The sequence below is a fragment of the Azonexus fungiphilus genome (genome assembly GCF_003634965.1).
Taxonomy (GTDB): Bacteria; Pseudomonadota; Gammaproteobacteria; order Burkholderiales; family Rhodocyclaceae; genus Azonexus; species Azonexus fungiphilus.
Genome location: NZ_RBXP01000015.1, coordinates 189,336 through 212,147 on the forward strand (window position 1 = coordinate 189,336; position 22,812 = coordinate 212,147).

At 65.3% G+C, this 22,812-nt stretch carries 21 protein-coding genes and 1 tRNA gene; 15 read left to right on the forward strand and 7 right to left on the reverse strand.

Annotated features, from left to right (window positions below):
- Positions 1–3: 3 nt before the first annotated feature.
- The 10 genes from DFR40_RS10415 (at position 4) to DFR40_RS10460 (ending at position 9,541) form a co-directional block, all read left to right on the forward strand.
- A complete protein-coding gene (locus DFR40_RS10415; protein ID WP_121458425.1) occupies positions 4–645 on the forward strand; it encodes a YfgM family protein in 642 nt (213 codons plus the stop codon).
- On the forward strand, positions 642–1,805 hold the full coding sequence (gene bamB, locus DFR40_RS10420; RefSeq protein WP_121458426.1) for an outer membrane protein assembly factor BamB: 1,164 nt from the start codon (positions 642–644) through the stop codon (positions 1,803–1,805). The genes DFR40_RS10415 and bamB overlap by 4 nt, the downstream gene beginning before the upstream one ends.
- Positions 1,802–3,133: a ribosome biogenesis GTPase Der gene (gene der, locus DFR40_RS10425; protein WP_121458427.1), complete on the forward strand. Its 1,332-nt coding sequence runs from the start codon at positions 1,802–1,804 to the stop codon at positions 3,131–3,133. The genes bamB and der overlap by 4 nt, the downstream gene beginning before the upstream one ends.
- Positions 3,134–3,221: 88 nt before the next feature.
- A complete protein-coding gene (hfq, locus tag DFR40_RS10430) occupies positions 3,222–3,458 on the forward strand; it encodes an RNA chaperone Hfq (RefSeq protein ID WP_121458428.1) in 237 nt (78 codons plus the stop codon).
- Positions 3,459–3,518: 60 nt separating this feature from the next.
- Positions 3,519–4,673, forward strand: a complete 1,155-nt coding sequence (gene hflX, locus DFR40_RS10435) for a GTPase HflX (RefSeq protein ID WP_121458429.1) — start codon at positions 3,519–3,521, stop codon at positions 4,671–4,673.
- A 37-nt stretch (positions 4,674–4,710) separates the two neighbouring features.
- The gene (gene hflK, locus DFR40_RS10440) at positions 4,711–6,012 is read left to right on the forward strand and encodes an FtsH protease activity modulator HflK (protein WP_121458430.1); all 1,302 of its coding nucleotides are present in this window, start codon (positions 4,711–4,713) and stop codon (positions 6,010–6,012) included.
- Positions 6,012–6,881 (forward strand): protease modulator HflC, encoded by an 870-nt coding sequence (hflC, locus tag DFR40_RS10445; RefSeq protein WP_121458431.1) that lies wholly within the window; start codon positions 6,012–6,014, stop codon positions 6,879–6,881. Before hflK ends, hflC begins: the two co-directional genes overlap by 1 nt.
- An 11-nt stretch (positions 6,882–6,892) precedes the next feature.
- A complete protein-coding gene (locus DFR40_RS10450) occupies positions 6,893–7,078 on the forward strand; it encodes a DUF2065 domain-containing protein (RefSeq protein WP_121458432.1) in 186 nt (61 codons plus the stop codon).
- Positions 7,075–8,229, forward strand: a complete 1,155-nt coding sequence (locus DFR40_RS10455) for an ATP phosphoribosyltransferase regulatory subunit (protein WP_121458433.1) — start codon at positions 7,075–7,077, stop codon at positions 8,227–8,229. The genes DFR40_RS10450 and DFR40_RS10455 overlap by 4 nt, the downstream gene beginning before the upstream one ends.
- A gap of 4 nt (positions 8,230–8,233) precedes the next feature.
- Positions 8,234–9,541: an adenylosuccinate synthase gene (locus tag DFR40_RS10460; protein WP_121458434.1), complete on the forward strand. Its 1,308-nt coding sequence runs from the start codon at positions 8,234–8,236 to the stop codon at positions 9,539–9,541.
- Between the two features lie 57 nt (positions 9,542–9,598).
- Here the strand turns inward: DFR40_RS10460 and DFR40_RS10465 are convergent, their stop codons facing one another.
- The gene (locus DFR40_RS10465) at positions 9,599–9,946 is read right to left on the reverse strand and encodes a hypothetical protein (protein WP_121458435.1); all 348 of its coding nucleotides are present in this window, start codon (positions 9,944–9,946) and stop codon (positions 9,599–9,601) included.
- Positions 9,947–10,131: 185 nt separating this feature from the next.
- Positions 10,132–10,216 (reverse strand) — tRNA-Leu (locus DFR40_RS10470).
- 40 nt (positions 10,217–10,256) lie between these two features.
- On the opposite strand from DFR40_RS10470, the gene rnr reads away from it, so the two are divergent.
- The 4 genes from rnr (at position 10,257) to DFR40_RS10490 (ending at position 14,810) form a co-directional block, all read left to right on the forward strand.
- On the forward strand, positions 10,257–12,482 hold the full coding sequence (gene rnr, locus DFR40_RS10475; protein ID WP_121458436.1) for a ribonuclease R: 2,226 nt from the start codon (positions 10,257–10,259) through the stop codon (positions 12,480–12,482).
- A gap of 83 nt (positions 12,483–12,565) precedes the next feature.
- The gene (locus tag DFR40_RS10480; protein WP_121458437.1) at positions 12,566–13,114 is read left to right on the forward strand and encodes a bacteriohemerythrin; all 549 of its coding nucleotides are present in this window, start codon (positions 12,566–12,568) and stop codon (positions 13,112–13,114) included.
- A 57-nt stretch (positions 13,115–13,171) separates the two neighbouring features.
- Positions 13,172–13,903, forward strand: a complete 732-nt coding sequence (gene rlmB / locus DFR40_RS10485) for a 23S rRNA (guanosine(2251)-2'-O)-methyltransferase RlmB (protein WP_121458438.1) — start codon at positions 13,172–13,174, stop codon at positions 13,901–13,903.
- Positions 13,904–13,907: 4 nt separating this feature from the next.
- The gene (locus tag DFR40_RS10490) at positions 13,908–14,810 is read left to right on the forward strand and encodes a DMT family transporter (RefSeq protein ID WP_121458439.1); all 903 of its coding nucleotides are present in this window, start codon (positions 13,908–13,910) and stop codon (positions 14,808–14,810) included.
- 3 nt (positions 14,811–14,813) lie between these two features.
- Here DFR40_RS10490 and DFR40_RS10495 read toward each other — a convergent pair whose 3' ends face one another.
- The 3 genes from DFR40_RS10495 to DFR40_RS10505 are packed head-to-tail and all read right to left on the reverse strand — an operon-like array spanning position 14,814 to position 20,485.
- On the reverse strand, positions 14,814–16,238 hold the full coding sequence (locus DFR40_RS10495; RefSeq protein WP_121458440.1) for an efflux transporter outer membrane subunit: 1,425 nt from the start codon (positions 16,236–16,238) through the stop codon (positions 14,814–14,816).
- Positions 16,235–19,354: an efflux RND transporter permease subunit gene (locus tag DFR40_RS10500; protein ID WP_121458441.1), complete on the reverse strand. Its 3,120-nt coding sequence runs from the start codon at positions 19,352–19,354 to the stop codon at positions 16,235–16,237. Before DFR40_RS10500 ends, DFR40_RS10495 begins: the two co-directional genes overlap by 4 nt.
- 9 nt (positions 19,355–19,363) lie before the next feature.
- Positions 19,364–20,485, reverse strand: a complete 1,122-nt coding sequence (locus DFR40_RS10505) for an efflux RND transporter periplasmic adaptor subunit (RefSeq protein ID WP_121458442.1) — start codon at positions 20,483–20,485, stop codon at positions 19,364–19,366.
- Between the two features lie 138 nt (positions 20,486–20,623).
- Here DFR40_RS10505 and DFR40_RS10510 point away from each other — a divergent pair, with 138 nt between their 5' ends.
- A complete protein-coding gene (locus DFR40_RS10510; RefSeq protein ID WP_121458443.1) occupies positions 20,624–21,241 on the forward strand; it encodes a TetR family transcriptional regulator in 618 nt (205 codons plus the stop codon).
- Here the strand turns inward: DFR40_RS10510 and rarD are convergent.
- Together rarD and DFR40_RS10520 are read right to left on the reverse strand one after the other, a co-directional pair.
- Positions 21,238–22,116: an EamA family transporter RarD gene (gene rarD / locus DFR40_RS10515; protein ID WP_121458444.1), complete on the reverse strand. Its 879-nt coding sequence runs from the start codon at positions 22,114–22,116 to the stop codon at positions 21,238–21,240. The two genes, DFR40_RS10510 and rarD, sit on opposite strands and share 4 nt — an antisense overlap.
- A gap of 2 nt (positions 22,117–22,118) precedes the next feature.
- Positions 22,119–22,811 (reverse strand): DUF599 domain-containing protein, encoded by a 693-nt coding sequence (locus DFR40_RS10520; protein WP_170160200.1) that lies wholly within the window; start codon positions 22,809–22,811, stop codon positions 22,119–22,121.
- Position 22,812 lies beyond the last annotated feature (1 nt).

Here is a 22,812-nt window from a genome sequence, read left to right on the forward strand (position 1 = left end):
AGGATGGCGCACTACGACCTCGAGGAACAGGAACAGATCGACAGTCTGAAGACCTGGTGGAAGATGTACGGCAACCTGGTCACCTCACTGGTGACCGCAGCAGCGTTGGCCGTTGTCGGCTGGCAGGGTTGGAACTGGTACCAGAACAACGAGACGGCCAAGGCTGCCGCAGTCTTTGCCGCGCTCGAGCAGGCCGTGCAGGCAGGTGATACGCAGCGGATCAAGGCTGGCGCCGGCGAGCTGACCGAGAAATTCGGGCGCAGTGGCTATGCCGGGCTTGGCGCCCTGCTGGCGGCCAAGCACTCGGTGGACGGTGGCGATCTGAAAACGGCCAAGGCTCAGCTCGGCTGGGTTGCCGACAACGCCAAGGATGAGCTGCGCGATATCGCCCGCCTGCGTCTGGGCGCCGTGCTGCTCGACGAACAGGCTTACGACGAGGCGCTCAAACAGCTCGAGGCCACGCCGGCCCCGGCTTTCGTCGCCCGTTTTCTCGAACTCAAGGGCGATGTCCTGAGCGCTCAGGGTAAGGTCGCTGAGGCTCGCACCGCCTATCAGTCGGCGCTCGACAAGGCGACCGGCGATGCGGCCAAGCCCGGGCGCGAATTGCTGCAGCAGAAGCTCGACAGCCTGGGAGATGCCGCATGAACAAGCGCCTGTTGCCACTGGGGCTGGCTGCCGGCTTGCTGGTCGCTGGCTGCTCGACGATTTCGAGCACCTTTGATTCGCTCAACCCGTTCGCTTCCTCGGCGCGCAAGATGTCTCCGCTGCCGGAACTGACGGCGGGTGGCGAGGTGGCGCGCAACCTCTGGTCGGCCAGTGTCGGCAAGGCCGGGGGCTATGCCTTCACGCCTGCCGTGGTTGGGGATGCGGTCTTTGTCGCCGATCAGAAAGGCATGATCTACCGCCTCGAGGGCGGCAAGGTCGTGTGGAAAATCGACGCCGGCCAGCCCTTGTCGGCGGGGGTCGGTGCCGATGCCTCGCTGCTGGTGGTCGGTACCGCCAAGGGCGGCGTGCTGGCTTTCGATGCCCTCACCGGCAAGGCGCTGTGGCAGGCACAGGCGAGCAGCGAAGTGCTGGCGGCGCCGGCCGTGAGCCGCGAAGGCGTGGCCGTGCGCAGCGGCGACAACCGGATTTTCCTGTTCGACGCGCTCGACGGTTCGCGCAAGTGGATCTACCAGCGACCGATGCCTGCCCTGTCGATCCGTTCGACCGGTTCGCCGATTTTCGCCGATCGCTATCTGTTCGCCGGTTTCCCGGGGGGCAAGCTGGTCGGCATCGCGCTGCAGAATGGCGCGCTGGTCTGGGAAGGAACCGTTGCCCAACCGAAGGGCACGACCGAACTAGACCGTGTTGCAGATATCGTTTCTCCGCCGGTGGTTGATGGCACGCAGATCTGCGCGGTCGCCTTCCAGGGGCGGATTGCCTGTTTCGACATGGCCCAGGGTGGTGCGCTGATCTGGTCGCGCGACATTTCCTCGGCACGTGGACTGGTCCTCGATGGCCGCTATCTGTTCGTCACCGACGACGATGGCGTCGTCTATGGCCTCGACCGCCTGTCCGGCAGCAGCCTGTGGAAGCAGGACAAGCTGCGCAACCGTGGCGTCTCTGCGCCGGCTGTGCGCGGCAATCTGGTCGCTGTCGCCGATGGCGAAGGCTACCTTCATTTCCTGTCGCGCGAAGAGGGCGCATTCGTCGCCCGCCAGAAGACCGACGGTACCCCGGTCACGGCTGCGCCACAATTGCTCGGCAGTGCCTTCCTGACGCAAACGACCGGCGGCGACGTCAGGGCGATCGAGATCCAATGAAACCTACCATCGTCCTGGTCGGCCGGCCCAATGTCGGCAAATCAACACTGTTCAACCGGCTGACCAAATCGCGCGACGCCATCGTCGCCGATGTCCCGGGCCTCACCCGCGACCGTCACTACGGTCACGGCAAGGTCGGCAAGAAACCTTTCCTCGTCGTCGATACCGGTGGTTTCGAGCCGCTGGTCAAGGATGGCATCCTGCATGAAATGGCGCGCCAGACCGAGCAGGCGATCGCCGAGGCCGATGCGGTCATCTTCGTGGTCGATGCCCGTACCGGCCTGACCCCGCACGACAAGGAGATCGCCAACAAGCTGCGGCGCCTCGAGCGGCCGGTCTATGTTGCGGTCAACAAGGCCGAAGGCCTGGTTTCCGGCATGGTCGAAGCCGATTTCCACGAACTTGGCCTGGGCGAGCCGCATGCCATTTCGGCCGCGCACGGCGAGGGCGTTCGCGGTATCGTCGAGTTGGCGCTGGAAAGCTTTCCCGATCCCGAAGACGACGAGTGGCATTCCGATGCAACCCGTGTCGCCATTGTCGGTCGTCCCAACGTCGGCAAGTCCACGCTGATCAACACGCTGCTCGGCGAGGAGCGCGTGATCGCCTTCGATGCCCCGGGAACGACCCGCGATTCGATCGAGATCGACTTCGAGCGCGAAGGGCGCAAGTACGTGCTCGTCGATACTGCCGGCATGCGCAAGCGCGGCAAGGTGTTCGAGGCGATCGAGAAATTCTCGGTGGTGAAGACGCTGCAGTCGATCGAGGATGCCAACGTGGTCATCCTGATGGTCGACGCCCGGGCCGACATTTCCGACCAGGACGCGCACATCGCCGATTTCATCGTCCAGTCGGGGCGGGCCCTGGTCGTTGCGGTCAACAAATGGGACGGTCTCGATCCCTACGTCCGCGAACAGACCCGGCAGATGCTCCAGCGCAAGCTGAAGTTCCTCGATTTCGCCAAGTTCCATTTCATTTCGGCGCTGGAAAACGTCGGTCTGGCCAATCTCTTCCGTTCGGTGGACAGCGCCTACGCGGCTGCGATGACCAAGCTGTCGACGCCGCGCCTGACCCGCGTCCTCGCCGACGCGATCGCCCGCCAGGCGCCGCCCAAGCACGGCCTGTTCCGGCCGAAGCCGCGCTACGCGCACCAGGGCGGCTCGAATCCGCCGATCATCGTGATCCACGGTAGCGCCGTCGACCAGATTGGCGACAGCTACCGCCGCTATCTCGAGCACACCTTCCGGGAAGCCTTCCGCCTGCAGGGCACGCCACTGCGCATCCAGTTCGTGGCCGGCAAGAACCCGTTCGCCGACAAGGAGCGTCGCTGAGTCACAAATCAACCACAAAATTTCCAACACCATTCTTCTAATTTGGGTACATTAGGACCCTCATAACAACACACATGGAGTCCACACCATGAGCAACAAAGGGCAACTTTTACAAGACCCCTTCCTCAACGCGCTGCGGCGCGAACACGTTCCCGTCTCGATCTACCTGGTGAACGGGATCAAGCTGCAGGGCCAGGTCGAATCCTTCGATCAATATGTCGTTCTGCTCAAGAACACCGTGACCCAGATGGTCTACAAGCACGCCATTTCGACGGTCGTGCCGGCCCGTCCGGTGAATATCCAGCAAGAGCAGGCCGCAGAATAAGACGCTTCATCCGGCTGCCCCGCGCTAACGGGGCAGCATTTTCTCCCGCAGGACCCATTCATGCTTGAGCGACCCGCCTCCGGTGAGCGCGCGGTTGTCGTGCAACTCGATTTCGGCCAGCTCGACATCGAGGACCAGATCGAGGAAGTCCGCCTGCTCACCGAATCGGCCGGAGGCGTAGTCGTCGCCGTGGTGCGTGGTCGGCGGCAGAGTCCCGATCCGAAGACTTTTGCCGGCAGCGGCAAGGTTGACGAAGTGGCGGCGATGATCGCCACCTGTTCGGCGCAGCTGGTCATCTTCAATCATGCCTTGTCGCCGGTTCAGCAGCGCAACCTCGAGCAAATTCTCAAATGTCGGGTGGTCGACCGTAACAGTCTGATCCTCGACATCTTCGCGCTGCGGGCCGCCAGTGCCGAAGGCAAGCTGCAGGTCGAGCTGGCCCAACTCGAGCACCTGGCTACCCGCCTCGTTCGCGGCTGGACCCACCTCGAGCGCCAGCGCGGCGGGATCGGCATGCGCGGCCCCGGCGAAACCCAGCTTGAAACCGACCGCCGCTTGCTCGGCAACCGCGTCAAGCTGCTCAAGGAGCGCCTGCGCAAGCTTTCCCGGCAGCGTGGGGTGCAGCGCAAGGCACGGCGGCGCGGTGACGTGCTCAATGTGTCGCTGGTCGGCTATACCAATGCCGGCAAGTCCACGCTGTTCAACACGCTGACGCACGCCGGCGTCTATGCCGCCGACCAGCTGTTCGCAACGCTCGATACGACCTCGCGCAAGCTGTGGATCGCCGAGGCCGGCAACATCGTCATTTCGGATACTGTCGGCTTCATCCGCGACCTGCCGCATTCGCTGGTTGATGCCTTCCATGCGACGCTGGAAGCGGCGGTCGATGCCGACCTGCTGTTGCATGTCGTCGATAGCGCCAACCATGCGCGCGACGAGCAGATGGCCGAGGTGGACAAGGTGCTCGAGGAAATCGGCGCCCGTGATCTGCCGCAGCTGGTGGTCTGGAACAAGATCGATCTGACCGATGCCGGGCCGGGAATCGAGCGCGACGAATATGGTAATATCGTCCGCGTTCGTGTCAGTTCGCGTACCGGCGAAGGTCTGGAACTTTTGCGCGAAGCCCTGGCCGAATACGCCCGGGCCAAGGCCGAATCGCGCCGCAAGGCGCTCGACGAAGCTGCCCGTCTGGCACAATCCGATTTCACCATTTGAATCCCCGAGACCCATGATTCCTACCCTAGGTATTCTCATGTCGATCAACGACCCGCAGTGGGGCAATCGCGGCGACGACAAGCCGAACGGCAACGGCCCGCGCCGTCCCAACGACGGTCCCCCCGATCTCGAAGAGCTGTGGCGCGATTTCAATCGCAAGCTGAGCGGCATGATGGGCAAGAAGGGCGGCGGCAACGGCGGCGGTGACGGTCCACGCATGCCGCCGGTCGATTTCAGTCCGAAATTCCTCGGCGGCGGCCTCGGCCTGCTGCTCGGGCTGGTCGCCGTGGTCTGGCTGGCCTCCGGCTTCTACATCGTCGATGCCTCGCAACGCGGTGTCGTGCTCCAGTTCGGCAAGCTCAAGGAAACCACCGAGCCGGGTCTGCGCTGGCGCCTGCCGTATCCGATCCAGTCGCACGAACTGGTCAATCTGACCGGCGTGCGTACGGTCGAGATCGGCTACCGCGGCAGCGAACGCAACAAGGTGCTCAAGGAAGCACTGATGCTGACCGACGACGAGAACATCGTGAATATCCAGTTCGCCGTCCAGTACATCCTCAAGGATCCGGTCGAATACCTGTTCAACAACCGTCATCCCGACGATGCCGTTGTCGGCGCCGCGGAGACGGCGGTGCGCGAGATCGTCGGCAAGAGCAAGATGGATTTCGTGCTCTACGAAGGTCGCGAGCAGATCGCCAGCGATGCGGCGCTGCTGATGCAGTCGATTCTCGACCGCTATCAGGGCGGCATCCTGATCTCCAAGGTGACGATGCAGAACGCGCAGCCGCCGGAACAGGTGCAGGCAGCCTTCGACGACGCCGTCAAGGCCGGTCAGGACCGCGAGCGCCAGAAGAACGAGGGCCAGGCCTACGCCAACGACGTCATCCCGCGGGCGCGCGGTACTGCCGCCCGTCTGCTCGAGGAGGCGCAGGGCTACCGCCAGCGCGTCGTCGCAGCCGCCGAAGGCGATGCTTCCCGCTTCCGCCAGGTGTACACCGAGTATGCCAAGGCGCCGGAGGTCACCCGTCAGCGCATGTACCTCGAAACCATGCAGCAAATTTATGCCAACACGACCAAGGTGATGATCGACGCCAAGGGGCAGGGCAACCTGCTCTACCTGCCGCTCGACAAGCTGATGAATGCCGCTGCCGGTGCCGCCGTGGCACCGCAGGGGCTGATCGATGGTGCCACCCAGGGGGCAGCGGCGACGCGCCAGTCGTCATCTTTCGCCGGCGAAGTGCCGCCGCAATCGGAAAGCCTGCCGGCGGTCGGCGGCAAATCGTTCAATGCCAACACGCGCGCCGGTTCGCTCGGTTCGCGTGACCGGGAGGCTCGCTGATGAGTTCGCGTCTGAATGTGCTGGGCGGCCTGGTCGCCCTGGTTCTGGTTGTCCTCTCGATGTCGCTGTTCACTGTCGATCAGCGCCAGTACGCCCTGGTTTTCCAGCTGGGTGAGGTCAAGCAGGTGATCACCGAACCCGGTCTGAACTTCAAGGTGCCGATGATCCAGAACGTGCGTTTCTTCGATCGCCGCATCCTGACCTTGGATAGCGCCGACCCGGAGCGTTTCATCACCTCCGAGAAGAAGAACGTCCTTGTCGACTCCTACATCAAGTGGCGGATCATCGATCCCAAGCTGTACTACATCTCGGTCGGTGGCGACGAGGCGCGGGCGCGTACCCGTCTGAGCCAGACGGTCAACGCCGGTCTGCGCGAAGAATTCGGCAAGCGCCTGGTGCACGACGTGATCTCCGGCGAGCGCGACAAGATCATGGAGCAGATGCGCGAGAAGGCCGATACCGATGCCCGCCGCATCGGCGTCCAGATCGTCGATGTGCGCCTGAAGCGTGTCGAACTGCCGGACGAAGTCAGTGGCGCGGTGTATAGCCGGATGGAGGCCGAACGCAAGCGCGTCGCCAACGAGCTGCGCTCGGAAGGTGCCGCCGAGGCCGAGAAGATTCGCGCCGACGCCGATCGCCAGCGCGAAGTGATCATCGCCGAGGCTTACCGCGACGCCCAGAAAACCAAGGGTGACGGCGATGCCAAGGCGGCAGCCATCTATGGCGATGCCTTTGGCAAGAGCCCGGAGTTCTATGCCTTCTATCGCAGCCTCGAGGCCTATCGCAACAGCTTCGCCAACAAGAGCGACGTTCTCGTGGTCGAGCCGAACTCCGATTTCTTCAAGTACATGAAGAACGTCGGTCGCTGATTCCGCCGGCGATGACTTCGACCCTGCTGCTGGCCTTCGCGCTGATGCTGGTGCTGGAGGGCGCGATGCCCTTCATCGCGCCGGCCGCCTGGCGGGAAACCTTTCGACGCCTGATCCAGTTGTCGGACGGACAGATCCGTTTCATCGGTCTGTCCTCGATGCTGATCGGCCTGATCTTGCTGATTGTCTTTTCATGAACTGGCTGCTTCCGGAATACATTGCCGATGCGCTGCCGCCCGAAGCGGCGCGCATCGAAAACCTGCGCCGTACGCTGATCGACCACTGCCGCGGCCGCGGTTTCGAATACGTCATGCCGCCGCTGCTCGAATACCTCGAGTCGCTGCTCACCGGCGCCGGCCAGGACCTCGACCTGCGCACCTTCAAGCTGGTCGACCAACTGTCCGGGCGGACCATGGGCGTGCGCGCCGACATGACGCCGCAGGCGGCGCGGATCGACGCCCATCTGCTCAATCACCAGGGGGTGACTCGTCTCTGCTATTGCGGCAGCGTGCTGCATACCCTGCCGGCGAACGTCTCGGCGGGCCGCGAGCAGGTGCAGATCGGGGCCGAGCTGTATGGCTACGGCGGGGTCGAAGCCGATCTCGAGATCATTCGCCTGATGGCGACGGCTTTTGAACGGATCAAGTTGCCGCTGGCCAGGGTCGACCTCGGTCATGTAGCGATTTTCCGCGCCCTGGTCGAGACTGCCGGTATTTCGGCCGATGCCGAAGGCGAGTTGCTGGCGCTGCTGCGCGACAAGGATGTCCCCGGTCTCGGCGTGGCCACGCGACAGTTGCCGTCGCCCTGCCGCGAGGCCCTGCTCGCCCTGCCGACGCTCTACGGCGGTCCGGAAGTGCTTGAGCGGGCAGCTGCGCTGCTGCCCGATGTTCCGGCCATTGCGGCGGCGCTGGCGCAGTTGCGCCACCTGATTGCCAGCGCGCCGGAGCTGCCGTTCTCGCTCGACCTGTCCGACCTGCGCGGCTACCACTACCATAACGGCATCGTTTTTGCCGCCTATTGCCCGGCTTACCCGGCGGCGATCGCCCTTGGCGGCCGTTACGACGGTGCCGGCGAGGCATTCGGCCGGGCGCGCCCGGCGACCGGCTTCTCGATGGATCTGCGCCAGGTGGCGCAACTGGCTCCGGCGGCCAGGCCGCAATCCGGCATCCTGGCCCCGTATGCGGCCGGCGATCGCCTGCTGGCCGGGCACATCGCCGCACTGCGCGAGCGCGGCGAGATCGTCGTCGAAATGCTGCCGGGTGAAATCGCCTGCGAGGGCCCTGATTGCGACCGCAAGCTGGTGCTGGTCGGCGGACAATGGATTATCGAAGCAATACAAGAGGATTAAGAAGATGGCCAAGAATGTGATCGTCGTGGGGACCCAGTGGGGCGACGAGGGGAAGGGCAAGATCGTCGACTGGCTGACCGATCATGCACAGGGTGTCGTCCGTTTTCAGGGCGGCCACAATGCCGGGCATACGCTGGTCGTCGGCGAGCAGGTCTACAAGCTGAACCTGGTGCCCTCGGGCATCGTTCGCGAGGGTATCGACTGCTACATCGGCAATGGCGTGGTCCTCGACATCCACCATCTGATCTCGGAAATCGCCGAGCTCGAGAAGGGCGGCATCGACGTCCGCTCGCGCCTGAAGATCAGCCCGGGTTGCCCGCTGATCCTGCCCTACCATTCGGCCATCGATCGCGCCCGTGAAGCCGCCAAGGCCGGTGACAAGAAGATCGGCACCACCGGCAAGGGGATCGGTCCGACCTACGAGGACAAGGTTTCCCGTCGCGGCCTGCGCGTCTATGACCTGTTCCATCCCGAGCGTTTCGCCGAGAAGCTGAAGGAAGTTCTCGATTATCACAACTTCGTGCTGACCGAATACTTCAAGGCCGAACCGGTCGATTTCCAGACCGTGTACGACCAGGCGATGGCCGACGCCGAGGTCATCCGGCCGATGGTTGTCGATGTCTCGGCGGCGCTCTACGACGCCAACAAGGCCGGCCACAACATGCTCTTCGAAGGCGCCCAGGGCACGCTGCTCGACATCGATCATGGCACCTACCCGTTCGTCACCTCGTCCAATTGCGTCGCCGGCCAGGCGGCCGCGGGCGCAGGCGTCGGCCCGGGCATGCTGCATTACGTGCTGGGCATCACCAAGGCCTACTGCACGCGCGTCGGCGGCGGCCCGTTCCCGAGCGAACTGGACATCGATACCGAAGGCACGCCGGGCCACCAGATGTTCTCGGTCGGCAAGGAATTCGGCACGGTGACCGGGCGCAAGCGCCGTTGCGGCTGGTTCGATGCTGCGCTGCTGCGTCGTTCGGCGCGCATCAACGGCCTCACCGGCCTGTGCATCACCAAGCTCGACGTGCTCGACGGCCTCAAGGAAATCAAGATCTGCACCGGCTACCAGCTGGGTGACAAGGTGGTCGATCTGCTGCCGATCGGTGCCGACGACGTCGCACGCTGCGTGCCGATCTACGAAACCATGCCGGGCTGGGAAGGCACGACCTTCCGCGTCAAGCGCTGGGAAGACCTGCCGGTCAATGCGCAGGCCTACCTCAAGCGCCTCGAAGCGCTGTGCGAGGTGCCGGTGGCGATCGTGTCGACCGGTCCGGAGCGCGACGAGACCATCCTGCGCCAGCATCCGTTCAAATAAGCCGGGCAGGCGACGTTGACGGTCAACGGGCCCGCGGGGCCCGTTTTCATTTCTGCGTCAGTGGGGCCGCACGGCCTGCCAGCCTTCCGGGCAGGCGTTGGTGTAGGGGTAGTATTGTCCGGACGAGCGGCAGTAGTACCAGTTGCCACGCGGCGGCGGTGGTCCGTAGGAGAGCGTGCTGCCGATCGCGATGCCGCCGAAGGTGATCACCGCCGCCGGCGCTACCCAGCCGTGACGATGGTGATGATGAACGACGCGCGGCGGCGGTTGATAATGCGGGTGATGATGCCGGTACTCGTGGTGCCGGTACTGGCGTTCGTGGCGATGGTCGGGGCCGGCGCTGGCTGTTCCGGCAAGGCTGGCGCCGAACAGTGCGGCGAGCAGGGAACAGGCGATCTTTTTCATGATGAACCTCGCAGTGGGTGGAGTTGCGGGTTCACGATAGCCAGCCTGGTGCAGCCTTGCTGCAACCAGTTGTTAGTAATTGTTAAGACCGGAAAGGCAGGTGCTGTGAGACAATCGGGGCAGACGAAACGGCCGTCGGAAATGAAAAAAGGCCTTGCCGGAGCAAGACCTTCATTCAAAATCGCTGGTGCCCAGGAAGGGACTCGAACCCCCACGCCTCTCAGCGCTAGTACCTGAAACTAGTGCGTCTACCAATTCCGCCACCTGGGCACAGGTGCGAAGAGCCGCCATTATAGAGAAAGAAGAAGAGATGTCAAGAAAGAAGTTATCAAAGATCCGCCGGGCCGATCCGTTCTTCGAACGTGAAAGCCAGCGTTACGAATTTCCGCTGCCGTCGCGCGAGTACGTCAGCCAGGTGTTGACCGACGAAGGCCGGCCGCTGGCTTTTGCCGATCTGGTGAAGTTGCTCGACATCGCCGACGGCGAACGCGAGATGTTCCAGCGTCGCCTCGGCGCGATGGAGCGCGAGGGCCAGTTGCTGCGCAACCGCAAGGGCGATTACATCCTGCCCGAGCGGGCCAGCCTGACCGCCGGCCGCATCCAGGGGCACCCGGACGGTTACGGCTTCCTGGTGCCGGATGACGGCAGTGCCGACATCTTTCTCGACCAGCGGCAGATGGGCAAGGTCCTGCACGGCGACCGGGCGCTGGTCCGGGTGACCGGCACCGACCGCAAGGGGCGGCCGGAAGGCAGCATCGTCGAGGTCACCGAACGCGTCAATACGCGCCTGGTCGGGCGCGTCTTCATCGAACACGGCGTCGTCATCGTCGCACCGGAGAACAAGCGGATTTCGCAGGACATCCTGGTGCCGCCGGAGAAGAAGTCGAAGCTCAAGGTCCAGTCGGGCCAGGTGGTGATGGTCGAGATCATCGAGCAGCCAAGCAAGTTCTCGCAGCCGATCGGGCGTGTCGTCGAGGTTCTCGGCAACTACGCCGATCCCGGCATGGAGATCGAGATCGCGCTGCGCAAGCACGACCTGCCGTTCGAGTTTTCCAAGGCGGCGCTCGAAGAAAACAAGAAAATGCCGGACAAGGTGCGCAAGGCCGATCACAAGGGGCGCGAGGACTTGCGCAGCCTGCCGCTGGTGACGATCGACGGCGAGACCGCGCGCGATTTCGACGATGCCGTCTATTGCGAGAAGCAGGGCCGTGGCTGGCGCCTGGTTGTGGCGATCGCCGATGTCTCGCACTATGTGAGGCCGGGCATGGCGCTCGACAAGGAAGCGCTGGAGCGCGGCAACTCGGTGTATTTTCCGCGCCGGGTCATCCCGATGCTGCCGGAGAAGCTGTCCAACGGCATCTGCTCGCTGAATCCCGACGTCGAACGGCTGGCCATGGTCTGCGACATGTCGATCAGCGCCGCCGGCAAGATCGGCAAGTACCGTTTCTATCCGGCGGTTTTCCGCTCGCACGCCCGGCTCACCTACAACAAGGTATGGTCCTGGCTGTCGGGTGAAAAACAGCCCGACAACGAAGTCGACCGTAAGGTGCTGCCGCAGGTGCGCGACCTCTACAAGCTCTACGCGGCGCTGCACAAGGCCCGCGGCCAGCGGGGCGCGATCGACTTCGAGACGACCGAGACGCAGATGCTGTTCAACGACCAGGGCAAGATCGAGAACATCGTCCCGGTGGTGCGCAACGATGCGCACCGGATCATCGAGGAATGCATGCTGGCGGCCAACGTCTGCGCTTCGGATTTCCTCGCCGAGCACAAGCAGACCTGCCTGTACCGCATCCACGAGGGGCCGTCCGAGGAGAAGCTGCGCAACCTGCGCACCTTCCTCGGTGAATTCGGTCTCGCCCTGAGCGGCGGCGACGATCCGCGCGCCAAGGATTACGCCGCCCTGCTCGAGAAGATCAAGCCGCGTCCGGATTTCCAGCTGCTGCAGACGGTGATGCTGCGCTCGCTGCGCCAGGCCATGTACAGCCCCGACAACGTCGGCCACTTCGGCCTCGCCTACGAGCATTACACGCATTTCACCTCGCCGATCCGGCGCTATCCGGATCTGCTCGTGCATCGCGCGATCAAGGCCGTGCTCGCCGGCGAGAAATACGAGCCGAACAAGCCCTGGGACGACATCGGGCTGCAATGCTCGGCCACCGAGCGGCGGGCCGACGAGGCGACGCGCGACGTCGAGAACTGGCTGAAGACCTTCTTCATGAAGGAGCGCATCGGCGAAGTCTTCGACGGCACCATCTCGGCGGTCACCGCCTTCGGCATCTTCGTCGCCCTCGACAGCGTGTACATCGAGGGGCTGGTGCATGTCTCGGAACTCGGCCAGGATTACTTCCAGTTCGACAACATCAAGCACCAGATGCTCGGCGAGCGCTCCGGCGAGCGTTTCCGCCTCGGCGACCGGGTCCGGGTCAAGCTGGTCCGGGCCGACCTCGAGTCGAACAAGATCGACTTCGTGCTGGTGCGCGACGAGCCGCGTGCCGTCGGCCGGAAAAAGCCGGCTGCGAAGCGTCGACCGTGAACGTCTTGCCGACGGCGCGCTACCTCTCCTATGACGAAAGCGATAGAATGAACGTTTGATCGAACCAGGCAGATGAGCAGCGCATGATGCACCTCGGGCAGGAACCGGTGATGAAAGTGGCGGAGCCGCTGGGCGAGCGTTATTGCGCCCGCCTGGTCGCGCTGCCGCCGGCGCTGAACACCGGCAACGCGCTGATCGACGACGAGCATCGCCAGCTGCTCGCGGTGATGCAGCAGTTGCGTACGGTGTGTGCCGATCCCGAGCGGCTGGCCGACTGCCTGGGTTGCGCCGGTGCTCGCCGGCAGGCCTGCGAGCATGCCGTGGTCGGCATTCTCGGCGATCTCTTCGCCTTCATCCTCGAACATTTCGCCAGCGAGGAGCGGATCATGCGCGATGCGATGATGGCGGTTACCGAGCACGACCTGTGCGCCGCCCACATCGAGGATCACGCGGCGATCGCCCAGAAGGTCCAGGAAATCGTTTCGCGCCTCGACTTCGCGCATACCGTGGCGCGCATCCGTGAACTCGACGGCCTGCTCGGGCGCTGGCTGGACAACCACATCGGCATGCACGACCTGATCCTGGTCGGCTGGCTCGGCAAGGGCAGCCAGCCTCCGCCGGACGCTCGCTGACTCGCCGGGAAGGCCGGCGCAGGTTAGAATCCGGGTCCTTTCCTGCGGATTCCCACCATGTCATCGCGCCTGATCTACGGCTTTCATGCCATTACCGCCAAGCTGCGCCAGGATCCGGAGTCGCTCCGTGAAATCCTGGTCGATGCCTCGCGCCAGGATGCGCGGGCCCGCGAGCTGATCCGTCATGCCGAACTGCAGGGCGTCAAGCTGGTGCTGGCCGAGGCCAAGCGCCTCGACGACCTGGCCGGCGGCGGCCGCCACCAGGGGGTGGTCGCCCGCATCGACGGCGCGCGCAAGCCGGCGCATCTCGACGACGTGCTCGACACCCTCGACGAACCGGCTTTCCTGCTCGTCCTCGATGGCGTCACCGATCCGCGCAATCTCGGCGCCTGCCTGCGCGTCGCCGACGCTGCCGGCGTCCATGCGGTGATCGCCCCGAAGGACCGCTCGGCCGGCCTCAACGACGTCGCCGTCAAGACCGCCTGCGGCGCGGCCGAGACCGTTCCCTACGTGATGGTCACCAACCTGGCGCGGACCCTGCGCGAACTCAAGGAACGCGAAATCTGGGTGGTCGGCACGGCTGGCGAGGCCAGCCACGATCTCTACACCGCCGACTGGCCGCAAGCCACGGCCTGGGTGATGGGGGCCGAAGGCGAGGGGATGCGCCGGTTGACCCGGGAAAATTGCGATCAGCTGGTAAGCATCCCGATGCATGGCAGCGTGGACAGCCTGAACGTCTCGGTGGCCGCCGGCGTCTGCCTGTTCGAAGCGCGCCGCCGCCGGCGCTGAGGCGATGACGCATCGGCGGGCAGTCTGGCTGATGGTGCTGGTGACGCTGTTGTGGAGCATCGCCGGCGTCGTCGCCCGGCATCTCGAGGCCGCTGCCGGATTCGAGGTCAATTTCTGGCGCAGCACCTTCAACGCGCTGGCCCTGGTCGCCGGCCTGCGTTGGCTGCGCGGCCCGGCGCTGTGGTCGGGATTGCGCCGGGCGCCCCACCTGGTCTGGATTTCCGGTTTCTGCTGGGCGGTGATGTTCACTGCCTTCATGCTTGCGATCACGCTGACGACGGTGGCCATGGTGCTGGTGACGATGGCCCTCGGACCGATGGTCACCGCGCTGTTCGCGCGCATTTTCCTCAAGCAGCGGCTGCCGGCGCGGACCTGGGCGGCGATCGTCGTCGCCGGCCTCGGCATTGCCTGGATGTTCGGCGGCGGTGCCGGAGACGGCAGCTTGTTCGGCGCGCTCGTGGCCTGCGCGGTGCCGGTGGCGGCGGCGGTCAACTGGACCATTTTGCAGAAAATCGGGCGGTCGACCGTCAACGCCCCGGACATGCTGCTGTCGGTGCTGATCGGGGCGCTGCTCTCGGCGCTGTGCACGCTGCCGCTGGCCCTGCCGTGGCAGGCGACGGCGCACGATCTCGGCCTGCTGGCGCTGCTCGGCGTCGTCCAGCTGGCGATCCCCTGTTTGCTCGTGGTGACCCTGGCGCGCGTCCTGCCGGCGCCGGAAGTGGCCTTGCTGGCCTTGCTCGAGGTGATTTTCGGGGTGGCCTGGGCCTGGCTGTGGGCCGGCGAGACGCCATCGGCCAGCGTTCTGGCTGGCGGTGCGCTGGTGCTGCTGGCGTTGGTCGGGAACGAATTGCTGGCCTTGCGCCAGCGGGCGGCGGACGACGTCGCCGCCGTCCGCCAGCCGGGGTGAGGCTCAGGACTCGCTGGGCTGCCAGCCGCCGCCGAGCGCCTTGAACAGGTCGACCGCGGCGTTCAGCCGGGCCTGGCGGGTGCTGATCATCGCCAGCAGCGCATCGTTGGCGCTGCGCTGGGCCTCGAGCACGTCGAGGAAGCCGGCGTAGCCGGCCTCGTAGCGCAGCTTGGCCAGTGCTTCGGCCTTGCGCGCGTTATCGACGCGCTCGTTCTGCGCACTTTCCGCCTCGCCGTTCTCGCGCAGCGTGACCAGCGCGTCGCGGACTTCCTTGTAGGCTGTTTCCAGCGTCTTCTGCCAGGCGATCAGCGATTGTTCGTTGAGTGCCTTGGCCTGGTCGACGCGGGCCGTCGTCTTGCCGAAATCGAAGATCGGCATCAGCAGCGAAAGACCGCCAGCCCAGGTGCCGGCACCGCCGGAGAAGAGGTCGGAAAGGGCCTTGCTTTCGCTGCCGATGCTGCCGGTCAGCGAGAAGGTCGGGTAGTAGCCGGCCTTGGCGACGCCGATGTTGGCATTGGCGGCGACCAGCTGCTGCTCGGCCTGGCGGACATCCGGGCGGGCCTCGATCAGCTGTGCCGGCAGGCCGGCCGGCGGCAGGGGGGGCAAGGGCAGCTGGCGCAGGTCGCCGGCGGCAATCGCCAGGTCCGGCTTGCCGGTCAGCAGCGCCAGCTGGTGTTCGGCCAGCGCCCGGGCGCGACGCAGGTCGGCCTGCTGGGCCTTCAGCGTCGCCAGGGCACCGTCGGCCTGGTACTGGTCGAGCGGCGAGACGTAGCCGGCGTCGACCCGGGCCTTGACCAGGCGGGCGCTCTCCTCGCGGCTTTTCAGCGATTCCTCGGTGACCGCCAGCTGCGCATCGGCGGCGCGCAGCGTCAGGTAATTGCTGGCGACCAGGCCGGCCACCGAGAGGCGCACCGAATCGCGCCCGTAGCGGCTGGCGAGCAGGCTGGCGCGGGCGGCTTCGTTGCTGCGCCGGACGCGGCCCCAGACGTCGAGTTCATAGGACAGGCTGAGGCCGGCGCTGCGGGCGCGCAGCACTTCCGGCGAGGCGGCCGACCAGGTGGCGGTCTTCTCGCTGAGATGGGTGTTGCTGCCGGCCCCCTGGGCGTTGATTGCCGGCAGCAGCGCGGCGCCGGCCTCGCGGGCGGCGGCGTCGGCCTGCTCGACGCGGGCGACGGCGCTGCGCAGGTCGGCATTGCCCTGAAGGGCCTGGTCGACCAGCTGGTTCAGCGTCGTGTCGTTGAAAAGTGCCCACCAGCGGCTGTCGACCGTCGGATTCTCGTCCTTGGTCTGGGCGACGGCGCTCGGGGCTTCCTTGAACGCGGCCGGCAGCCAGTTGGCCGGGCGCAGGTAGTCCGGACCGACGGCGCAGCCGGAGAGCAGCACGGCCAGGGCCAGCGGGGTCAGTCGGAATACGGGGCGGAACATCATGCCTTCTCCTCTTCGACGTCGAGTTGCGTCGGGTCGATCTGTTTGCCGCGCTCCAGCCACTTGAAGAAGAGCGGGATGAAAATGGTGGCGATGAAGGTGGCGGCGAGCATGCCGCCGAACACGCCGGTACCCATCGATTGCCGTGCCGCGGCGCCGGCGCCGGTCGCCTTGACCAGCGGGAAGACGCCGAGGACGAAGGCGAGCGAGGTCATGATGATCGGGCGCAGACGCAGGCGGGCGGCTTCCAGCGCGGCGTCGACGACGCTCTTGCCTTCGGCGTACTTCTGCGCCGCGAACTCGACGATCAGGATCGCGTTCTTCGAGGCCAGGCCGATCAGAACGACCAGGCCGATCTGGAAGTAGATGTCGTTGGGCATGCCGCGCATCCAGATCGCCGTCAGTGCGCCCATCAGGGCGAAAGGCACGGCCATGACCACGGCCACCGGCAGCGACCACTTCTCGTACTGCGCCGCCAGGATCAGGAAGACCATGATGATGGCGAAGGCGAAGGCCTGCAGCGACGAGCCGGAGGTCTGCTTTTCCTGGAAGGCCTGGCCGGTCCAGGATATCTCGTAGCCGTCGGGCAGCGTGTTGGCAGCGACTTCCTCGACGATGCGGATGGCGTCGCCGGAGCTGATGCCGACCTTGGAATCGCCCATCACCTTGGCTGCGACGAAACCGTTGAAACGTTCGACCTGTTCCGGGCCGACGACGCTCCTGACGGTGCTGATCGCCGACAGCGGGATCATCTTGTCGCTGCTCGTGCTCTTGACGTAGACCTTGCCGATGTCGTCCGGCTTCATCCGGTAGTTGGCCTCGGCCTGGAGCTGCACGCGATAGACCCGGCCGGCCTTGTTGAAGTCATTGACGTAGAGCGCGCCCATCGTGCTTTGCAGGGTTGCATAGACGTCGGCGAGCGGGACGCCGAGCGCCAGCGCCTTGGGTTCGTCGACTTCGACGAAGAGCTGCGGCACGGTCGGCCGGAAGAAGGTCGAGATGCGGGTGAACTCCGGGTGCTTCTGCAGTTCGGCCATGAAGGCCTGGACCACTTCGTGCAGTTTCCGGGTGTCGCCGTCGACACGGTTCTGGACGTAGACCTCGAAGCCGCCGGCGGTACCCAGGCCCATGATCGGGGGCGGGTTGAAGACCAGGCCCATGCCGTCCGACTGCATCATGCCGATGCCCATGAACTTGCCGGCCAGATCCTGCGCCTTGGCGTCGCGTTCGTCCCAGTCCTTGAGCGGCAGGAACATCGTGCCGGCGTTCGGCTTGTTGCCGCCACCGATCAGGTCGAAACCGGAAACGACGAAGGTGTGGCGCACGGCCGGGTCGGCGGCGATCATCTGGCGCATGTTCTCGCCGGTCACCTGGGTGCGCTTCAGCGTGGCGCCGTCCGGCAGCATCAGTGCCGAGATCAGGTAGCCCTGGTCTTCGGCGGGCACGAAGCTGCCCGGTATGACACGGAAGAAGAGTGCAGTGGCGCCGATCACGGCGACGAAGATCAGCGAGCCGACGATGCCGTGCTTGAGCGTGAAGCCGACGGTACGCACATAGCTGTCGGTGAACCGGTCGAAGGCACGGTTGAATGGCGCGAAAAGCTTGTTCTCGCTGTGCTGGGCCTTGAGCAGCAGGGCGCACAGGGCCGGCGTCAGGGTCAGCGCGACGACGCCGGAAAGAACCACGGCGACGGCGACGGTGACCGCGAACTGCTTGTACAGCTGGCCGGCGATGCCGCCGAGGAAGGCGACCGGGACGAACACCGCGCACAGCACCAGGACGATCGCGATCAGCGCGCCGGAAACCTGTTGCATGGCCTTGATCGAGGCCTGGCGCGGCGACAGCTTCTCTTCGGCCATCAGACGCTCGACGTTCTCGAGGACGACGATCGCGTCGTCGACGACGATGCCGATCGCCAGCACCATCGCGAACAGCGTCAGGGTGTTGATCGAGAAGCCGAACAGCCACAGGCCGGCGAAGGTACCGATCAGCGAGATCGGCACGGCGACCATCGGGATCAGCGTTGCGCGCCAGCTCTGCAGGAAGATGTAGACCACGGCGATGACCAGCAGCGCGGCTTCGACCAGCGTCTTGACGACTTCGTTGATCGATGCCGAGACGAAGCGGGTGGTGTCGAACGGGATGATGTAGCCCATGCCTTCCGGGAACTTCTTCTTCAGCTCGTCCATGCGGGCGGTGACGCGCTTGGCGACGTCGAGCGCGTTGGCGCCGGTCTGCAGGAAGACGCCCAGGGCGATGGTCGGCTTGCCGTCGAGGGTCACGCTCTGGTCGTAGCTGTAGGCGCCGAGTTCGATGCGGGCGACGTCCCGGAGGCGGAGCAGGCCGCCGGGGCCGCTGGCGCGGATGACGATGTTGCCGAATTCCTCCTCGGTCAGCAGGCGGCCCTTGGCGGTCACCGTGTACACCAGTTGCTGGTCGCTCGGTGCCGGTTCCTGGCCGATCTTGCCGGCCGCGTTCTGGGCGTTCTGGGCCTTGATCGCGTTGGCGACGTCGGCGGTGGTCAGGCCAAGCTGTGCCATCCGGTCGGGCTTGAGCCAGACGCGCATCGAGTAGTCCTGGGCGCCGAAGATGGTGACGTCGCCGACGCCGGGCACGCGCTTGAGTTCGTCAACGATGTTCAGGCTGGCGTAGTTGGACAGGAACAGCGTGTTGTACTTGCCGGCCTCGGAATCGAGGGCGACGACCTGGAGGATGTCGTTCGAGCGCTTCTGGACGATCACGCCGTTGCGCCGGACTTCTTCCGGCAGGCGCGATTCGGCCGCCTTGACGCGGTTGTTGACGTTGACGGCGGCGTCATCGACATCGGTGCCGACGTCGAAGGTCGCGGTGATGCTGATGCTGCCGTTGGCCGAGGCCGACGAGGTGAAGTAGGCCAGGTGCTCGACCCCGTTCAGCTGCTCCTCGATTGGCGCGGCGACCGTCTTGGCCAGGGTTTCGGCCGAGGCGCCCGGATAGGTGGCGGTGATCATCACGGTCGGCGGCGCGATCTGCGGGTACTGCGCGATCGGCAGCACCTGGGCGGCGACCAGGCCGGCGATGACGATGATGATGGAGATGACCGACGCGAAGATCGGTCGGTTGATGAAGAATCTGGACATGCTCGCCCCTTACTTTTTCGCTTCGGTCTGGGCGGCAGCGGGCGCACCCGGCTTGCTGCCCGGCGCGGCCGGCGGATGCGGTGCGACCGGTGCTCCGGGGCGCAGCTTCATCAGGTTGTCGATGATGATCTTGTCGCCGGCCTGCAGGCCGCCGAGAACCACCCAGTCCTTGCCGTACCACTCGCCGGTCTTGACCGGACGCGGGGCGACCTTGTTCTCACCGTCGGCGGTCATCACCAGGTTGCCCTGTTCGCTCTGGATGATCGCCGATTGCGGGACCAGGAAGACGCCGTCGCGCTCGCCGGTGAGCAGGCGGATACGGACGAACTGGCCGGGCAGCAGTTGCTGCTCGGGGTTCGGGAACTCGGCGCGCAGGGCCTGGGTGCCGAGCGTCGTGTCGATGTTCGAGGCGACGAAGTTGAGCTTGCCCGGATGGCTGTAAACCTGGCCGTTGGCCAGCAGCAGCTCGACGCCGCTGACGTTCTTCTCGGTGACGCGGCCGCCGGTCAGCTTGGCCAGGTCGCTCTCGCCCAGGGAGAAGCTGACCCACATCGGGTTGGTCTGGTAGATCGAGGTCAGCAGGCTGTCGCTGCCGGTGCTGATCAGGTTGCCTTCGGAGCGTACGGCGCGCCCGGTGGTGCCGCCGACCGGTGCGGTGACCGTGGTCCACGACAGGTTCAGCTCGGCCTGGCGCAGCGTCGCCTGGGCGACGGCATCGGCCGAGACGGCGTCGTCGTAGTCCTTCTGGCTGATCGCCCTGGCTTCGGCCAGGCCCTTCAGGCGCTGCTTTTCACGGGCGGTCTGGTCGGCGCGGGCCTTGGCCTCGGCCAGCGCGATCTCGTAGGGCGCCCGGTCGATCTGGAACAGCGGCTGGCCGCTCTTGACGACGTCGCCTTCCTGATAGAGGCGCTTGACCAGGATGCCGCCGACGCGGGCGCGGACTTCGGTCTCGCGGGCGCCTTCGGTCTGGGCCATGACTTCGACCGAGGTCGGTACCTTTTGCGGCTGGGCTTCGAGTACGGTGACCGGCATCGGCCCCATCGCCGGGGCGGCGGGAGCGTTCTTGTCCGAGCAGGCGGCGAGGGCAAGGCTGCCGACGAGCAGCGCGATCAGGGTTTTTTGTGAATTCATGAACAGGGTTCTCCGGCGGGGAAATTTTCGGCTATTATATACAAACACGAATGTATGTAAAACGCTTCGGATAGGCAGGTGACAGGGTTTTTTGTTGCCGATTGTAACCGTTGCCACGGCCCGTCCGGGGAGGAAAAGATGGTCAGGAAAACCAAGGAAGAAGCCGAACAGACACGCCGCGACATCCTCGATGCCGCGCGCCGGGTATTTCATGAATGCGGGGTGGTCCGCTCGTCGCTGGACAAGATCGCCAAGGCAGCGGGGGTCACCCGCGGTGCCGTTTACTGGCATTTCCGCGACAAGGCCGAATTGTTCTTCGCGATGCGCGACGATGTCTTCGCGCCGATGCTCGGCTGCACCGATGCGGTGCTCTACGATCCGGCGCTGACCAATCCGCTCGACGCGATCGAAGGCTCGATCAAGGAGTTTTTCCGGGTCATCGGCGAATGCCCGAATTTCCGTGAAGTCTTCGAAATCATGATTTCGCGCTGCGAGTACGTCGATGAATTCGCCAGTGTCGAGCAGGAAGTCGGCCGGCCGGCGCTGGAGTTCCTGCAGAAGATCGAGCGCATGTACCGGCTTGCCGCCGACAAGGGGTATTTGCGGGCCGGCATCGATCCCGCGGCGGCGGCGCACGATACCTGGGCGTTCACCAGCGGCCTGCTGCACCTGACGCTGGGATGTCGCAAGAACAGCGGCCTCGAGCGGTCGATTCCGGCGATGATCACCGCCCACATGGCGTTGCGCCGCGCCTAGCGGAACTTGCGCCAGGCGTTCCAGCTGAAGACCAGCAGGCCGAGCCAGATCAGGCCGAAGGTGAGCAGCTTGCCCGAATCCAGCGCTTCGTCGAAGACGTAGACCGCGGTCAGGAACTGCATCGTCGGATTGATGTACATGAGCATGCCGACGGTAGCCAGGTTGAGCCGTTGCGTCGCTGCCGCGAAGGCGATCAGCGGCAGTGCCGTGAGGATGCCGGCGCCGACCATCCAGCTGACGGTCGACAGGTCGTCGAGCACGAAAACCGTGTGCCCGGCGCTGGCCTGCCAGGCGGCGTAGGCGAAACAGACCGGCAGCATGACCAGGGTTTCCAGCCACAGCCCGGACAAGGCGTCGACCGGCACCTGTTTGCGTACCAGGCCGTAGGTGCCGAAAGTCAGCGCCAGCAGCAGCGACACCCAGGGCAGCCCGCCGAGGCTGACGATTTCGTTGCCGAGGCCGGCGACGGCGAGAGCGACGGCCAGCCATTCGCGGCCATCGAGGCGTTCCTTGAGGACGACCATGCCGAGCAGGACGTTGATCAGCGGGGTCAGGAAATAGCCCAGGCTGGATTCGACGACGCGCTGATTGGCGACCGCCCACAGGAAGACCAGCCAGTTGCTGCCGACCAGCAGCGCAGCCAGGGCCAGCATCGCCAGTTGTCGCGGTCGACCGAGGATTTGCCGCACTTTTCCCCATTGCTGCGTGCACGCGAGCAGCAGCCCGACGAACAGGCAGGCCCAGAGCGCCCGGTTGGCGAGGATGTCCATCGGCGCAACCTGCTTGAGCTGATGGAAATAGAGCGGGAAGAAACCCCAGATGCCATAGGCGGCGAGGCCGAAGCCGACGCCGGCGAGTGCGCGGTTGCCGGTCATCGTCAGCTGTCTTCGCGCAATACGGCGAGCGCCGACGAGCGGTAGTCGCGGCGGAACAGCACGATGCAGACGACCAGCGCGGTCAGCGCCAGGATCAGCGGATGCAGCAGCCAGCCGGCGCCGGCCAGGCCGAAATAGTAGGCGCGGATGCCGCGGTTGAAGTCGTCGCCGGCCAGGCTGTTGGCGCCGGCGACGCGGCGGGCGTAGGCGGCGATGCCGGGATCGTCCGGGTGGCCGGTGGGCGCCGCGCCGACCAGGATCGAGAGCAGGTTGAACTGGCGCAGCGACCAGGTGAACTTGAAATAGGCGAAGACGAAGCTGCCGAGCACCAGCATCAGCTTGATCTCGAGCAGTTCGCGGCTGCCCGGCCCGGCGAACGGCAGGTCGGCGGCGACGCCGAGCAGGCGGTCGGCGGCGCCAAGTGCGGCGACCAGGCCGGCGATGATGTAGATGGTGGTGTTGGCGTAGAACGAAACGCTGGTCATCAGGTTGCCGATCAGCGTCGAATCGGTCACCCGGACGTCGCGTTCGAGCATCCGGTAGGCCCATTCGAGGCGGTAACGCTGGCTGGTGCGGATCAGGCCGCCGGCGCCGCGCGCGCTGTGTTCGGAAAACCAGGCGTAGCCGCCCCAGCAGGCGAAGAAAATAGCGAGCGCCAGCCAGTCGACGGCAGAAAGATGGGGAAATGCGTGCATC

What these genes read in the sequence shown, in the direction of transcription:
- DFR40_RS10480 (WP_121458437.1), top strand. Translation starts at nt 12,566, where the DNA reads ATGATGCACCTCGGGCAGGAACCGGTGATGAAAGTGGCGGAGCCGCTG.
- DFR40_RS10520 (WP_170160200.1), bottom strand. Translation starts at nt 22,811, where the DNA reads ATGCACGCATTTCCCCATCTTTCTGCCGTCGACTGGCTGGCGCTCGCT.
- hfq (WP_121458428.1), top strand. Translation starts at nt 3,222, where the DNA reads ATGAGCAACAAAGGGCAACTTTTACAAGACCCCTTCCTCAACGCGCTG.
- hflC (WP_121458431.1), top strand. Translation starts at nt 6,012, where the DNA reads ATGAGTTCGCGTCTGAATGTGCTGGGCGGCCTGGTCGCCCTGGTTCTG.
- DFR40_RS10460 (WP_121458434.1), top strand. Translation starts at nt 8,234, where the DNA reads ATGGCCAAGAATGTGATCGTCGTGGGGACCCAGTGGGGCGACGAGGGG.
- rnr (WP_121458436.1), top strand. Translation starts at nt 10,257, where the DNA reads ATGTCAAGAAAGAAGTTATCAAAGATCCGCCGGGCCGATCCGTTCTTC.
- rlmB (WP_121458438.1), top strand. Translation starts at nt 13,172, where the DNA reads ATGTCATCGCGCCTGATCTACGGCTTTCATGCCATTACCGCCAAGCTG.
- DFR40_RS10490 (WP_121458439.1), top strand. Translation starts at nt 13,908, where the DNA reads ATGACGCATCGGCGGGCAGTCTGGCTGATGGTGCTGGTGACGCTGTTG.
- hflK (WP_121458430.1), top strand. Translation starts at nt 4,711, where the DNA reads ATGTCGATCAACGACCCGCAGTGGGGCAATCGCGGCGACGACAAGCCG.
- rarD (WP_121458444.1), bottom strand. Translation starts at nt 22,116, where the DNA reads ATGACCGGCAACCGCGCACTCGCCGGCGTCGGCTTCGGCCTCGCCGCC.
- DFR40_RS10415 (WP_121458425.1), top strand. Translation starts at nt 4, where the DNA reads ATGGCGCACTACGACCTCGAGGAACAGGAACAGATCGACAGTCTGAAG.
- der (WP_121458427.1), top strand. Translation starts at nt 1,802, where the DNA reads ATGAAACCTACCATCGTCCTGGTCGGCCGGCCCAATGTCGGCAAATCA.
- DFR40_RS10510 (WP_121458443.1), top strand. Translation starts at nt 20,624, where the DNA reads ATGGTCAGGAAAACCAAGGAAGAAGCCGAACAGACACGCCGCGACATC.
- DFR40_RS10495 (WP_121458440.1), bottom strand. Translation starts at nt 16,238, where the DNA reads ATGATGTTCCGCCCCGTATTCCGACTGACCCCGCTGGCCCTGGCCGTG.
- DFR40_RS10465 (WP_121458435.1), bottom strand. Translation starts at nt 9,946, where the DNA reads ATGAAAAAGATCGCCTGTTCCCTGCTCGCCGCACTGTTCGGCGCCAGC.
- DFR40_RS10455 (WP_121458433.1), top strand. Translation starts at nt 7,075, where the DNA reads ATGAACTGGCTGCTTCCGGAATACATTGCCGATGCGCTGCCGCCCGAA.
- DFR40_RS10450 (WP_121458432.1), top strand. Translation starts at nt 6,893, where the DNA reads ATGACTTCGACCCTGCTGCTGGCCTTCGCGCTGATGCTGGTGCTGGAG.
- DFR40_RS10500 (WP_121458441.1), bottom strand. Translation starts at nt 19,354, where the DNA reads ATGTCCAGATTCTTCATCAACCGACCGATCTTCGCGTCGGTCATCTCC.
- hflX (WP_121458429.1), top strand. Translation starts at nt 3,519, where the DNA reads ATGCTTGAGCGACCCGCCTCCGGTGAGCGCGCGGTTGTCGTGCAACTC.
- bamB (WP_121458426.1), top strand. Translation starts at nt 642, where the DNA reads ATGAACAAGCGCCTGTTGCCACTGGGGCTGGCTGCCGGCTTGCTGGTC.
- DFR40_RS10505 (WP_121458442.1), bottom strand. Translation starts at nt 20,485, where the DNA reads ATGAATTCACAAAAAACCCTGATCGCGCTGCTCGTCGGCAGCCTTGCC.